The 13,481-nt window shown below is 52.1% G+C and carries 12 protein-coding genes; 3 read left to right on the top strand and 9 right to left on the bottom strand.

Annotation, left to right across the window (positions count from 1 at the left end):
• Window positions 1–238 precede the first annotated feature (238 nt).
• From DES37_RS10455 to yieE, 6 genes are all read right to left on the bottom strand, one after another.
• Entirely contained in the window at window positions 239–1,708 is a 1,470-nt protein-coding gene (locus tag DES37_RS10455; RefSeq protein WP_036111641.1) for an amino acid permease, read from the bottom strand.
• A gap of 172 nt (window positions 1,709–1,880) precedes the next feature.
• Complete coding sequence (locus DES37_RS10445; RefSeq protein WP_036111638.1) at window positions 1,881–2,618, bottom strand: amino acid ABC transporter ATP-binding protein; 738 nt, start codon at window positions 2,616–2,618, stop codon at window positions 1,881–1,883.
• Entirely contained in the window at window positions 2,599–3,255 is a 657-nt protein-coding gene (locus DES37_RS10440; RefSeq protein WP_036111636.1) for an amino acid ABC transporter permease, read from the bottom strand. The genes DES37_RS10445 and DES37_RS10440 overlap by 20 nt, the downstream gene beginning before the upstream one ends.
• Entirely contained in the window at window positions 3,252–3,920 is a 669-nt protein-coding gene (locus DES37_RS10435) for an amino acid ABC transporter permease (RefSeq protein ID WP_036111634.1), read from the bottom strand. The genes DES37_RS10440 and DES37_RS10435 overlap by 4 nt, the downstream gene beginning before the upstream one ends.
• 11 nt (window positions 3,921–3,931) lie before the next feature.
• Window positions 3,932–4,723 (bottom strand): transporter substrate-binding domain-containing protein, encoded by a 792-nt coding sequence (locus DES37_RS10430; RefSeq protein ID WP_036111631.1) that lies wholly within the window; start codon window positions 4,721–4,723, stop codon window positions 3,932–3,934.
• A gap of 200 nt (window positions 4,724–4,923) precedes the next feature.
• Entirely contained in the window at window positions 4,924–5,790 is an 867-nt protein-coding gene (gene yieE / locus DES37_RS10425) for a DNA-binding transcriptional regulator YeiE (protein WP_110025749.1), read from the bottom strand.
• Between the two features lie 118 nt (window positions 5,791–5,908).
• Between yieE and DES37_RS10420 the strand changes: the two genes are divergently transcribed.
• Entirely contained in the window at window positions 5,909–6,955 is a 1,047-nt protein-coding gene (locus DES37_RS10420) for a YeiH family putative sulfate export transporter (protein ID WP_110025748.1), read from the top strand.
• Between the two features lie 76 nt (window positions 6,956–7,031).
• A complete protein-coding gene (gene nfo, locus DES37_RS10415) occupies window positions 7,032–7,889 on the top strand; it encodes a deoxyribonuclease IV (RefSeq protein ID WP_110025747.1) in 858 nt (285 codons plus the stop codon).
• Window positions 7,890–8,062: 173 nt separating this feature from the next.
• Here the strand turns inward: nfo and fruA are convergent, their stop codons facing one another.
• From fruA to fruB, 3 genes are read right to left on the bottom strand one after another with little or no spacing between them, the layout of a single operon-like run.
• Entirely contained in the window at window positions 8,063–9,754 is a 1,692-nt protein-coding gene (gene fruA, locus DES37_RS10410; RefSeq protein WP_036111609.1) for a PTS fructose transporter subunit IIBC, read from the bottom strand.
• A gap of 18 nt (window positions 9,755–9,772) precedes the next feature.
• The gene (gene fruK / locus DES37_RS10405) at window positions 9,773–10,711 is read right to left on the bottom strand and encodes a 1-phosphofructokinase (RefSeq protein WP_110025746.1); all 939 of its coding nucleotides are present in this window, start codon (window positions 10,709–10,711) and stop codon (window positions 9,773–9,775) included.
• A complete protein-coding gene (gene fruB, locus DES37_RS10400) occupies window positions 10,708–11,841 on the bottom strand; it encodes a fused PTS fructose transporter subunit IIA/HPr protein (RefSeq protein ID WP_110025745.1) in 1,134 nt (377 codons plus the stop codon). The genes fruK and fruB overlap by 4 nt, the downstream gene beginning before the upstream one ends.
• Before the next feature lie 402 nt (window positions 11,842–12,243).
• Here fruB and setB point away from each other — a divergent pair, with 402 nt between their 5' ends.
• Complete coding sequence (gene setB / locus DES37_RS10395; protein ID WP_110025744.1) at window positions 12,244–13,431, top strand: sugar efflux transporter SetB; 1,188 nt, start codon at window positions 12,244–12,246, stop codon at window positions 13,429–13,431.
• Window positions 13,432–13,481: the final 50 nt, after the last annotated feature.

Raw genomic sequence — 13,481 nt, 5'->3', positions numbered from 1 at the left:
CAGGCTGACTGCCCGGAGGTGAACGCAGTGCGCAGCACCGGTCGCCAGCGAAAACGGGGATTGCAAAGGGGGCGAGCCCCCTTTCGCCCGTTCACAGGCTGTGAAGCAACATTAGCCACATCACTTTAAGTGAACGGAAACAACCACACTGCAAGTGAACGGAACTTCCACCACACAGTCATCAGTGCAAAGCGAACAGAACTTTCACATCAGTTCAGATGAACTGAACAATCACCCATCACTTCTTAACCGTATCCGGAAACTCCATCTCCCCATACTTCACAAACCGCGTCCCCTTCACCAACTTGTAACCAAACCAAATCACCAGGAACAACGGAATGCCAATATAAGTTGCCGCCACACTCATCCAGTCAATTTTATCTTCCAGGAAAGCCTGGTAGTTCTGGCCGAGCGTAATAATCAGGCACAGCACAAACGCAAAGATGGGCCCTAACGGGAAGAAACCAGAGCGGTATGGCAAATCACTCAGGCTATGGCCCTGATGCACATAACCACGGCGGAACCGGTAGTGGCTGATGGCAATCCCCAGCCAGGCGATAAAGCCCGTCATCCCGGAGGTATTAAGCAGCCAGAGGTACACTGTCTGGTTACCAAACTTGGATGTGAGGAAACACAACCCGGCAACCACAGTCGTTGCCACCAGCGCATAGCGAGGAACACCACCTTTAGACAGACGCGCAAAAATGCGTGGTGCTTTACCGTCACAGGCCAGGGTGTAAAGCATACGCGTGGAAGCGTACATCCCGGAATTCCCGGCAGACAGCACGGCTGTCAGAATCACCGCGTTCATTACCGCCGCAGCAGACAACAAACCAGCATGCTGGAAGACCAGAGTAAACGGACTCACGCTGATGTCGGTTACATCGTTACGCAGCAGGCTCGGGTCGGTATAAGGAATAATCAGGCTGATAATCAGAATAGCCAGAATATAGAACAACAGAATACGCCAGAACACCTGACGCACTGCGCGCGGGATATTCTTCGCCGGGTCTTCAGATTCACCGGCAGCAATGCCAATAAGCTCAGTACCCTGGAAGGAGAAGCCCACAATCATGGCCACGCCAATCATTGCCGAGAAACCACCAGCAAAAGGCGCATCGCCAACAGACCAGTTAGCCCAGCCCACCGGGGCGGAGCCTTTAAAAATACCGATAATCATCAAAACACCGACAACGATAAACACAATTACCGTTGCGACTTTAATTAACGAGAACCAGTATTCAGCTTCACCAAAACCTTTTACCGAAATGAAGTTAAGCAGGAACATAATGCCAAGGAACAGTGCGCTCCAGATCCAGCCTGGCGTCCCTGGGAACCAGTAGTTCATAACTAACTGAGAAGCCACCAGGTCAACGGCGATAGTCACCGCCCAGTTGTACCAATAATTCCACCCCAGGGCAAAACCAAAGCCTTCTTCAACGTAGTTTTGGCCGTAGGTTGCAAACGAACCAGAAACGGGCATGTAGGCGGCCAGTTCCCCAAGGCTGGTCATCAGGAAGTAGACCATCAAACCAATCAGTGCGTAGGAAAGTAATGCTCCACCCGGGCCTGCCTGGGAAATTGTTGCACCAGAAGCAACAAATAACCCGGTACCAATCGAACCGCCAATCGCGATCATTGTCAGGTGGCGCGCCTTTAATTCGCGTCGTAGTTCAGGCGCTTGTGTTGTGTTTACTTCGGAAACCATAAAAAAATGTTGCCTGTCTAAAAAATGAGGCGCGATTGTAGCAGACCAACAAGGCAGGAAGCGGGACAAAATAGCGGTTATAAGAGACCTTCATAATCCATGCCGGATTATTAGCAAAGGCGAAGGCACAAAGGTCTCTGGTGTGACTAATATGTAAACAGGCAGTATAAAATTAGTTCAACCCACGTACTGAAGCGATAAACTGCTGTAACTCTGGTGTTTCAGGCTGAGCGAAAAATGTCTTACTGTCGCCCTGCTCCCACACCTTACCCTGGTGCATAAACACCACCCGATCGCCCACTTCACGTGCGAAGTTCATTTCATGAGTGACCAGAATCAGCGTCATTCCTTCGGCCGCCAGTTGTTCCAGCACTTTAAGCACCTCACCAACCAGTTCCGGGTCAAGTGCGGAGGTAATTTCATCACACAGTAATACTTTCGGGTTCATTGCCAGTGCCCGGGCAATTGCCACACGCTGTTGCTGCCCACCAGACAAATTAGCAGGCAGGTAATCAATGCGTTCACCCAGCCCCACTTTATTGAGCATTTCGATGCCCAGCTCACGGCATTCTGCAGCAGATTTTTTCAGCACCCGGCGCGGAGCCAGCATCACATTTTCCAGCGCTGTCATATGGGGGAACAGATTAAAACTCTGAAACACCATCCCTACAGAACGGCTAATTTCTCGCGCCTGGGATTCACGGTCCGTGATGGTCATTCCACCCAGCTTGATACTGCCATCCTGGTAGCCTTCCAGCCCGTTCATACAACGCAGCAAAGTACTTTTCCCTGAGCCACTGCGGCCAATGATGGAAACAACCTCACCCATTTCAATGTCCAGGCTAACGCCTTTGAGCACGTGGTTATCGCCATAGTATTTCTGAACATCATTAATGGTGATGAGCGGCATGGAATTTTTTCTCCAGATAACGGCTATAACGCGACAACGGATAACACAGCAGGAAATACCCCAGTGCCACCAACCCGAACACTTTAAAAGGCGCGAATGTCGCATTATTAAGAATGGTGCCGGCTTTCGTCAGTTCAACGAAGCCAATAATTGAAGCCAGTGCAGTACCTTTAATGACCTGCACCGAGAACCCAACAGTAGGCGCAATGGCGATACGTACAGCCTGGGGAGTTACCACCCGCCACAATGTTTGGCCGAAACTGAGCCCCAGGCAGCGGCTTGCTTCCCACTGCCCTTTGGGTAAAGAGCGAATACTCCCGTACCAAATGTCCAGCAAATAGGCGCTGGTAAACAGTGTTAATGCCAGCGTAGCTGCTGTCCAGGCACTGACATCAATGCCAAACAACCCCAGCCCAAAGAAGGCCAGAAACAACTGCATCAACAATGGAGTGCCCTGAAACAACGCAACATAGCCGGTTACCAGGCGCTTCGGCCACACCCAGCGGCCCATACGCACCAGTAACAAAGGCAATGTCACCAGTGTGCCGCATACAAAAGCTATCAATGAAAGCATGATGGTCCAGCGCGCTGCCAGCAGCAGGTTGCGGACAATATCCCAGTCAGTGAAATTCGTCACAGGCCGTCACTCCCCAACCATTTGCGCCCGGCAACCAACAATACCTGGCGCATTGCCAGCGACAACAGCAGGTAGAGGATCGTGGTTACAACATAAACTTCAAAACTTAAAAATGTGCGTGACTGTATCAGGTTGGCCTGGAAAGTCAGCTCTTCGTAAGACACTTGCGATACCACAGAGGAACCGAGCATCACAATGACACACTGGCTGACCAGAGCCGGGAAAACACGCTTGAGCGACGGTGGTAAAATCACCCGTAAGAATGTTTGCCCACGGCTCAGCCCCAGTACACGCGCGGCTTCCCACTGCCCTTTCGGGGTAACCTGAATACCTGCACGGATAATTTCCGTACTGTAGGCACCAAGGTTAACTATCATGGCTATCAACGCCGCCTGCCCGGCATTCAGGCGTAACCCCAAACTCGGCAAACCAAATACAATGAAAAATAGCTGTACTACAAAGGGCGTGTTACGGATCAACTCCACATATCCGCCCCAAATATGGCTCAGAACACCTGATTTCCCACTGCGCAGCGCTGCGCCGGTTACCCCGACAGCAATCCCGCCTAATGTTGCCCAAAAAGTCAGTACTATGGTGGTCCACAGGCCAGCCAGTAAGGCTGGCCAGAATGGCAACAGGGCGGCAAAATCGAGCTGCGTTGTCATTCGTTAACTCCTCAGGCACCCAGGTTCGCCGGTAACGGCGCTTTCATCCATTTTTCTGACAATTTGTTCAGTGTGCCGTCCTTGCGGGCCTGGTCAATCAGGCTGTTAACTTTGTCTTTCAGCGCAGGCTCTTCTTTTTTCATGCCGATATAGCATGGTGAGTCTTTCAGCATAAACTTCGCCACTGGCGCATGCCCCGGGTCTTTACGAGCGATTGCTGCCACCACAACGTTACCGGTTGCCAGATACTGAACCTGGCCGGATAACCACGCTGAAATGGTGGTGTTGTTATCTTCGTAGCGTTTCACCTGTGCGTCTTTCGGCGCAACGTCACTGAGCACCATATCTTCAACAGCACCACGGGTCACACCCACACTTTTACCGCTCAGCGCGGCAGCATCCGGCAGAGTGGTGTCTTTCGGGCCAAACACGCCAAGGAAGAAAGGCGCATAAGCCTTGCTGAAGTCGATCACTTTTTCACGTTCTGCATTTTTACCCAGGCTGGAAATCACTAAATCCACTTTATCGGTTTGCAGATAAGGTACGCGGTTGGCACTGCTTACTGGCACCAGTTTCAGCTTCAGTTTCATTTCTTTAGCCAGATACTGCGCCATATCGATATCGTAACCTTCCGGTTGCAGATCAGTACCGACTGAACCAAAAGGAGGAAAATCCTGGGGAATTGCAACACGTAACACGCCGCGTTTTTCGATGTCCTGTAATTGATCAGCCATTGCCTGACCTGCCTGCACCACTAACAGTACCGCCCCAGCGAGGGACAACAGCCATTTTTTCCGCAACATCACTCACCTCATTCAAAGGATATGAAACAAAAGATTCTTAGTATTGTGATTTGCAACTAATGTGCCAACGCAACGCAAATTAAAAAAGGCCGCGTTTATGCGGCCTGTACTACTGTAAACAGGGGATTCCGGAGCTTAGCAAAGTTGCACTGCATCACAATCACTCACCACAACAGAGCTAAAGCACCATTTTAGTGCGATTATTTTTCGCAATATGCCAAAAAGCGGCTTAGTGCACTGGATAAGTGCTTTTGCCGGTGATGGATACGCCACAGAGTTCTGATAAGAGGAGGTAAAGGGACCGCGACCCGCGCCAGAGTGCGGTTTTCCAATTGTTCTGCAATTACCCGCCTGGACAGGCAGCTAATCCCCAGCCCGTGGCGTACCGCGTGTTTAATCGCTTCTGAATTCCCCAATTCCATTTCGAGGTTGAACTGGGGTAAGTGAGCCAGCAGTAAATAATCCACGATCTCCCGGGTGCCAGAACCTTTTTCCCGCAGGATCCACGGTGCTGCAGCCAGCATCTCCAGGGTTACCGGCCCCTGGCATAACGGGGACTGAGGCGCAGCGAAAACAACCAGTTCGTCTTCAATCCAGGGTTCAGCTACAATATCCGGGCTGTGGCAGGGCCCTTCAATCAGGCCGATATCCACACGGAAATCAGCAATAGCGTTAATGACGTCCTGGCTGTTACCCACACTCATTTCTAACGGCAGGTTTGGGTGATCCTTGCGGTAACGGGCAATGACCTGAGGCAAAATATAATTACCAATGGTGCTACTGGCAAAAACACGAATGGCGCCTTTATCTTCCTGAAACAATTGTTCCACATCACGGGCCTGGTCCAGCAATGACACCACGCGCGGGAACAACAGGCGTCCATGTTCGTTAACAACCAGGCGTTTACCAACACGGTCGAACAGTTTTACCCCCAACTGCCCCTCCAGGTCAGTCAACGCGGCACTGACGGCGGATTGCGATAACGCCAGCATTTGTGAAGCCTGTGTTGTGGAACCACTTTTCAATACTTCCGCAAACACTTCCAGTTGCCGCAATGTGATATGCATGTTGTCTCTCGCCCGCCGTGATCTACCAGTTATTTCGATTGGTTATAAATATATAATCAATTTTATTTTTAAGCCAGTCGCCCGTAGGATCTCCCCATCGAAACGAAGGGGGGGTGACATGAGCACACTGACTATCAGCCAGCGTAAAAAGCACGGCTTGACGCACTTCATTCCCGGCCTGTTACTGACCGGGGTTATTACAGGATTTGCTCTGTGGGCAGGCAGTTTCCCGAGGATTTCTGGTGCCGGCCTGAGTGCACTCACGCTGGCTATTCTGATAGGTATGGTCATTGGCAACACACTCTACCCTTCTCTTAGCAGGCCCTGCGACGGTGGCGTGCTGTTTGCCAAACAACACCTGCTGCGGCTGGGAATAATTTTGTATGGTTTCCGCCTGACATTTACCCAAATAGCCGATGTCGGCGCCAGCGGTATCATTATTGATATTCTGACTCTGAGCAGTACTTTCTTTATTGCCTGCTGGCTTGGCCAGCGTGTCTTTGGCCTGGATAAACATACTTCCTGGTTAATCGGCGCAGGGAGCAGTATTTGTGGCGCAGCCGCTGTGTTAGCCACCGAGCCGGTCGTCAAAGCCGAAGCAAGCAAAGTCACCGTGGCTGTGGCAACTGTGGTTATCTTTGGTACCCTGGCGATTTTTATCTACCCGATGCTCTACCCGCTATTGCAGCACGTGTTCAACGAAAGCACCTTTGGGATCTATATTGGCTCTACCGTGCATGAAGTTGCCCAGGTTGTTGCCGCGGGCCATGGCGTCAGCCCGGTAACTGAAAATGCGGCGGTGATTACCAAAATGATCCGTGTAATGCTGCTGGCCCCTTTCCTGTTACTGCTGGCGTCCCGGGTTAAGCAACTGGCCCCGTCTGGTGAAGCCCATGGCAAAATCACCATCCCGTGGTTCGCAATTATTTTTATCCTGGTGGCAATGTTCAATAGCTTCCACTTGCTGCCAGTCGTTGTCGTCAAATCACTGGTAACACTCGATACCATCCTGTTAGCCATGGCAATGGCGGCGCTGGGGCTGACAACACATGTCAGCGCACTGAAAAAAGCGGGTGTACGCCCACTGTTAATGGCGCTGGTATTGTTTGGCTGGCTGATTGTCGGTGGTGGCCTGATTAACGTAGCCGTTCACCACCTGCTCTGAGACAAGACCTGCAATCTCTGGGTTAACCCGCTATGATAGAACGCTTGTTAATAGTGGGTTAACCAGGAAAGTCACAATGAAATATGTGGGAGCGCATGTCAGCGCGTCAGGTGGTGTGGAAAATGCGGTTGTCAGAGCCAGTGAACTCGATGCCACCGCTTTTGCCTTGTTTACCAAAAACCAGCGCCAGTGGCGTGCCGCACCATTAAGCACTGAATCCATCGATAACTTCAAAGCGGCCTGTGAAAAATACCACTTTACTCCGGGGCAAATTTTACCTCACGACAGCTACCTGATTAACCTGGGTCACCCGGTTGAGGAAGCACTGGAAAAATCCCGCAACGCCTTTGTTGATGAGCTGCAACGCTGTGAACAACTGGGTCTGACATTACTTAACTTCCACCCCGGTAGCCACCTGCTGCAAATTCCTGAAGATGGCTGCCTTGCGCGTATTGCCGAATCAATCAATCTGGCACTGGACGTCACTACAGGCGTTACCGCAGTCATAGAAAATACTGCAGGCCAGGGGAGTAACCTCGGTTTTCGTTTCGAGCACCTGGCCGCCATTATTGATGGCGTGGAAGATAAATCACGCGTGGGGGTCTGTATTGATACCTGCCATGCTTTCGCCGCGGGCTATGACCTGCGTAGTGAAGAAGCCTGCCAAAAAACCTTTGAAGACTTTGAGCGCATCGTTGGCTTCCAGTATTTACGCGGTATGCACCTGAATGATGCGAAAAGTGAGTTTGGCAGCCGGGTGGACCGCCACCACAGCCTGGGTGAAGGCAACATTGGGCATACTGCTTTTAGCTGGATTATGCGTGACCCACGTTTCGATAATATCCCGCTCATTCTTGAAACCGTGAACCCGGATATCTGGGCAGAAGAAATCGCCTGGCTTAAAGCACAACAATACCCGGCGGATGCCGCTTAAAGCGCAGTAAAGCGCCCAAGGGAAAAGTGCTGTCCACTCCTCCAGGTGAGGCGGCAAGTTTTACGCTATGGGTCAAAAAAGCCCCGGCAACATCTGTTGCCGGGGCTTTTATTGTTAATACAAACTGACCGAATTACCCTGGTGTGGCGCCGGTCATATTGTATTAGCTGTTATCAGGCAGCTTTTTTTACCAGCTCATTTTCAGGGCGTTTGATAGCTGCATAAACCAGGCCAGTCAGCAGCGTACCGGCGACAATTGCCATCAGGTAGCCCAGTACCGGTGTAATTGCACCTGGAATCAGCAGTACGAACAAACCACCATGCGGAGCCATCAGTTGTGCACCAATCGCCATGGAGATAGCGCCAGTCAGCGCACCACCTGCGATACAGCAAGGGATGACACGGATGGGGTCACGAGCTGCAAACGGGATAGCACCTTCACTGATAAAGCACAGGCCAAGTACCAGCGCAGCTTTACCACCTTCCTGTTGCGCTTTATCGAACTTATTGCGCGCAACCAGAGTAGCCAGGCCCATCGCCAGCGGTGGAACCATGCCCGCAGCCATAATTGCCGCCATTGGGCCATAGGTTTGGGTACTGAGCAGACCCACACCGAATGCATAAGCCGCTTTGTTAACCGGCCCACCCATATCGGTACACATCATGCCGCCCAAAATGGCGCCCAACAGAATTGCGTTGGCGGTGCCCATGGTTTTCAGCCAGTGAGTCAAACCATCCAGCAGATGAGCGACCGGAGTACCGATGATGTAAATCATCGCCAGGCCAACAATCAGGCTGGAAAACAGCGGAATGATCAGAATTGGCTTCAGGGCTTCCATGCTCGGTGGCAATTTCACTTTCGTGCTGATTGCTTTTGCCACATAACCTGCCAGGAAGCCTGCGATGATCCCGCCAATAAAGCCAGAACCACCACTGACAGCCAGCATACCGCCGATAAGACCAGGCGTCAGACCCGGACGGTCAGCAATAGAGAACGCGATGTACCCGGCCAGTACCGGCACCATCAACGCGAAGGCCGAACCACCACCAATTTTCATCAGTGCCGCGGCTAAAGTGCCTTCTTCTTTAAATGCCTGGATACCAAACACAAAGGACAGAGCGATGAGCAACCCACCAGCCACCACCATCGGCAGCATGTAAGATACACCGGTCAGCAGGTGACGGTATGGCCCACCAGACTCTTTCTTCGACCCGGTATCTGCTGCAGCCTGAGAACCAGAAGGCTGGTAAGGCTTAGCTTCATTAACCGCTTTATCCAGTTCTGATGCTGTTTTCTTCAACGCAAGTCCGGTGGATGTCCGGTACATCGGTTTGCCAGCGAACTTCGCCAGGTCCACTTCGATATCGGCAGCTACAATCACCAGGTCAGCCTGAGCCACTTCTTCTGGTGTAATAGCATTACCGGCGCCAACGGAGCCACGGGTTTCAACTTTAACCCACCAGCCACGTTTTTTTGCTTCAGTTTCAATGGCTTCAGCCGCCATAAAAGTGTGTGCCACGCCAGTTGGGCAGGCAGTTACCGCCACAACGCGCTTAACACCACCGGCTGCCGGTGCTGCCACAGCCACTGCAGGCGCTGTGTAAACCACGGCTTTTTCCTTTGCTTCGCTCAGGAATAACTCAGGATGCTGTACTGCACGGTCAATGTTGCCTAAAAAGACTTTCTTGCCGTTCAGCGCTGTGTCGGGCTTAACCTCGGTACCAACTACAACAGCCATTTCCGCATCATTGGGATTATCAATAATCTCCAAATTTGCTTTCTTAGCTGCGGCAGCCACCAGGGTCTTCGCAAGGTAGCAACGGGCCTGGCCTAAGCCTGGGTCGATAATCAGCAGCGTTTTCATTATGTGCCTCTCCTGCTGTTAATTTACGGGTTTAAGGTCGACTCGCGCCATCATCGCGGCCAACTGGGTACGATCGGTAATACCCACATTACTCTGGCTTACAGCCAGTGCAGCCACCGCTGTCGCCAGGCGTAATGTGTGTTCACTGGACTCACGCATCAGCAGGCCATAAATCAACCCACCTACCATTGAATCCCCCGCGCCAACTGTGCTGACAACTTCACAGGCAGGCGGTTTGGCGATCCATTCGCCAGATGCATTGACCCACAAAGCGCCTTCAGCGCCCAGAGAAATCACCACATGAGCGATACCCTGTTCGCGCAACGCATGTGCAGCTTCAATCACATCCTGAAGGGTGGGTAACGAACGACCCGCCCAAATTTCCAGCTCACGGCGGTTAGGTTTAACCAACCAGGGAGCCGCTTTCAGCCCGGCATTTAATGCTTCGCGGCTACTGTCGAAAATAATGCACGGGCATTCACTGCGCAGGCGGGTCATCCAGTCCGTAAAGGCTTCCGGGCTGACACCTGCTGGCAGGCTGCCACTGACACACACCATATCGAACTGGCCAAGCCAGCTCAGGGAGTCACTGACAAAGCGTTCCCAGTCTGCCGGCGTCACGTCAAAGCCGGAGAAGTTTAAGTCGGTCACTTCGCCGTCTTTTTCTGTCAGCTTCACGTTAATGCGTGTACGGCCATTTACTACCTGAAAACGGTTAGCAATACCGAGCTCACTGAATAACTGTTGAAATCCATCCTGGTTTTCTTTGCCGAGGAACCCCCCGACAGTCACGTCGATCCCGAGGTCTTTGAGCACTTTCGCGACGTTGATGCCTTTACCCGCAGCGTGCAAACCAGTCGTACGCACGAGGTTAACTTCGCCGCGCTCGATATCTGCGCAGTAACCTACCAGGTCATAAGCCGGGTTGAGAGTAATAGTGGCGACACGTCTGCTCATGCTGCGCCCTCCCCAAGACCTGCGGCAATGGCTTCACCAATAGCTGCCAGCGCCTGTTCTGCGTCATCACCCTGAGCGGTGAAACGCAGGCGATGCCCTTGTTTAACGCCCAACGCAACCACTTTCATCAGGCTACGGCCATTGGCAGGTTTTCCGGAGCCATCAAGGTTGGTGACGGTAATATCACTGGTAAATTGTTTGATGGTGTTTACCAGCACGGTTCCCGGACGGGCATGCAGTCCATGCTCGTTACGGACCACAAACTCAGCATTGAGTACATCTTCTGGTAATGGCGCATCGCTGGTCAGCACGGCCAGCAAGGTTGGCGCATCGGCTTTAACCAGGCGGTCTGCTTTCTGGCTGATAAGCAGGTCACTCAGGCGGTTCAGCACTTGCAATGACTGGTCATCGGCAACAGCGACTGTCAGCAATAAACCAACAGGCTGGCCATTTTCTTCAATGCTCTGCGCCGGGCGCGCTACAGCAACTGCGCTTGCAAGGTTGCCATCTGTGCTGTCGTTCAGCCAAATGCCCTGCCCTAAATAGAGTGGTTTGCCCGCAACAGCCTGAGCGACAAAGCTGGCATCTGCGGCACCAGCGGCTTTCAGGCGGCCTGCATTCAAAGCCTGCAGAGTCACCAGATCGGTGGCATTCACATCCAGCGACAGAGTGTCGTTATCCAGTTTCAAGTCTGCGGCCTGGGTTTCACCCATCAAAATCGCCCGCAACGCTTCGGCGGTTTTGGCATTCTTGAGCTGTTCAGCAACGCTGTCGTCGCTCAGCACATGAGTCAGTTGGCGTAGCAGGCCGAGGTGTTCATCGGAACTGGCAGCAATACCAATTGCCACATACGCAACCTGGTCCTCTCCCCAACGAATCCCTTCCGGAAACTGAAAAACCTGAACACCGGTTTTCAGTACCTGATCACGGGTATCCGTTGTCCCGTGAGGAATAGCGATACCGTTGCCTAAGAACGTGGACGTTTGTTGTTCACGCGCCAGCATACCGTTGAGGTAGCCATCAGCAACATTACCAGCCTGAACCAGTGCTCCAGCCACAAGGCGAATTGCCTCTTCTTTATTTGTGGCTGCCGCACCGGGGTGAATATCGTGGACAGATAGTTGAAACATGAATAATTTCTCCCGCCGAAAGTGAATCGTTTCAGCTATAGCTAAAAGAATCGCGCTGCAGGATTTGAATTAAGTCCAAAGTTCAGCGCTGAAACGTTTCAAGGAGTCTGATACTACTGAACGCCTTAAGCAAGTTTTCGGCAAAATCTGATGATTAAAATTAGAGGTTCCGCACATTTCAGCAATTAACATCAGGAAGTTGCTGAACACATCACAATTTTTCCTCAATCGTTCAGCTCAGGCTTCAGCAATGGCTTCCCAGGAACGCCAGTTACTGTTTTTTTCCCGGCGTAACATGCTGGTTTTATGTTATTTGTGGCATTGGCTGTGCCGTGGCTGTCTATTTTTGCAAAAGGCGCGTAAACTCCGCGGGTTTCTTCTCTTCTACCACCAGTGATACCCATGTACAACCAACCCGCAACCACACCGCGTCGCACGTTTGATTTCACTAACAGCGCGTTTTTGATTGTCGCGTTCCTCACGGGCATTGCTGGTGCGCTGCAAACGCCCACCCTGAGCCTGTTTTTAACCAACGAAGTGCATGCCCGCCCGGCGATGGTGGGGTTCTTTTTCACCGGCAGCGCGGTCATTGGTATTCTGGTAAGCCAGTTTCTGGCTGGCCGTTCAGACAGGCGTGGTGACAGGAAGAATTTGATTATTTTCTGTTGTGCGCTGGGGGTACTGGCGTGCCTGTTATTTGCCTGGAACCGGAATTATTTTATTCTGCTGTTTGTGGGGGTATTTCTGAGCAGCTTCGGCTCAACGGCCAACCCGCAAATGTTCGCCCTCGCCCGCGAGCATGCCGATAAAACAGGCCGGGAAGCCGTGATGTTCAGTTCAGTACTGCGTGCTCAGGTTTCACTGGCCTGGGTAATTGGCCCCCCTATCGCTTACGCTTTGTCTGTTGGGCTCGGGTTTGATGTCATGTACCTGTGTGCAGCCGTCGCCTTTGTGGTGTGTGGGCTGATGGTATGGGGCTTTTTACCCTCAATGCAAAAGCAGGCTCCTCACCATGCTGCCAGTGCTCCGCTGCAGGCACCGCGGCGTAACCGGCGAGACACCCTGCTGTTGTTTATTGCCTGCACGTTAATGTGGGGCACAAACAGCCTGTATATCATCAATATGCCGCTGTTTATTGTAGACGAGTTACATCTGCCGGAGAAGCTGGCCGGGTTTATGATGGGTACTGCGGCAGCGCTGGAAATCCCGACTATGTTGATTGCCGGTTACTATGCCAGGCGCCTGGGCAAGCGGTTTTTAATGCGTATTGCCGCTGTTGCCGGGCTGGCGTTTTATGCCAGTACGCTGGTAGTCACGCATCCCTGGGCCTTACTGGCGCTTCAGTTACTCAATGCTATTTATATTGGGATCCTCGCGGGTATAGGCATGATCTACTTTCAGGATCTGATGCCCGGCCAGGCAGGAGCCGCCACTACGTTGTACACCAATACGACACGCGTCGGCTGGATAATTGCAGGCTCTTTTGCGGGGATAATTGCTGAGATTTGGAGCTATCACGCGGGTTTCTGGCTGGCACTGGCAATGTGTATTGCCACCTGTTTTTGCCTCGCGCGAATCAAAGATGTTTAGCCGGTCTGTAAAGCTGAGTTCGCTTTACAGTACCGGCCTGTAGCACATTG

The organism is Mangrovibacter plantisponsor (assembly GCF_003182475.1).
Classification (GTDB): domain Bacteria; phylum Pseudomonadota; class Gammaproteobacteria; order Enterobacterales; family Enterobacteriaceae; genus Mangrovibacter; species Mangrovibacter plantisponsor.
Note: the sequence above shows the minus strand (reverse complement) of the source record. Positions and strands in the feature narration are given on the sequence as shown.

What these genes read in the sequence shown, in the direction of transcription:
- setB (WP_110025744.1), top strand. Translation starts at nt 12,244, where the DNA reads ATGTACAACCAACCCGCAACCACACCGCGTCGCACGTTTGATTTCACT.
- fruA (WP_036111609.1), bottom strand. Translation starts at nt 9,754, where the DNA reads ATGAAAACGCTGCTGATTATCGACCCAGGCTTAGGCCAGGCCCGTTGC.
- DES37_RS10430 (WP_036111631.1), bottom strand. Translation starts at nt 4,723, where the DNA reads ATGTTGCGGAAAAAATGGCTGTTGTCCCTCGCTGGGGCGGTACTGTTA.
- DES37_RS10445 (WP_036111638.1), bottom strand. Translation starts at nt 2,618, where the DNA reads ATGCCGCTCATCACCATTAATGATGTTCAGAAATACTATGGCGATAAC.
- fruK (WP_110025746.1), bottom strand. Translation starts at nt 10,711, where the DNA reads ATGAGCAGACGTGTCGCCACTATTACTCTCAACCCGGCTTATGACCTG.
- yieE (WP_110025749.1), bottom strand. Translation starts at nt 5,790, where the DNA reads ATGCATATCACATTGCGGCAACTGGAAGTGTTTGCGGAAGTATTGAAA.
- DES37_RS10435 (WP_036111634.1), bottom strand. Translation starts at nt 3,920, where the DNA reads ATGACAACGCAGCTCGATTTTGCCGCCCTGTTGCCATTCTGGCCAGCC.
- DES37_RS10455 (WP_036111641.1), bottom strand. Translation starts at nt 1,708, where the DNA reads ATGGTTTCCGAAGTAAACACAACACAAGCGCCTGAACTACGACGCGAA.
- nfo (WP_110025747.1), top strand. Translation starts at nt 7,032, where the DNA reads ATGAAATATGTGGGAGCGCATGTCAGCGCGTCAGGTGGTGTGGAAAAT.
- fruB (WP_110025745.1), bottom strand. Translation starts at nt 11,841, where the DNA reads ATGTTTCAACTATCTGTCCACGATATTCACCCCGGTGCGGCAGCCACA.
- DES37_RS10420 (WP_110025748.1), top strand. Translation starts at nt 5,909, where the DNA reads ATGAGCACACTGACTATCAGCCAGCGTAAAAAGCACGGCTTGACGCAC.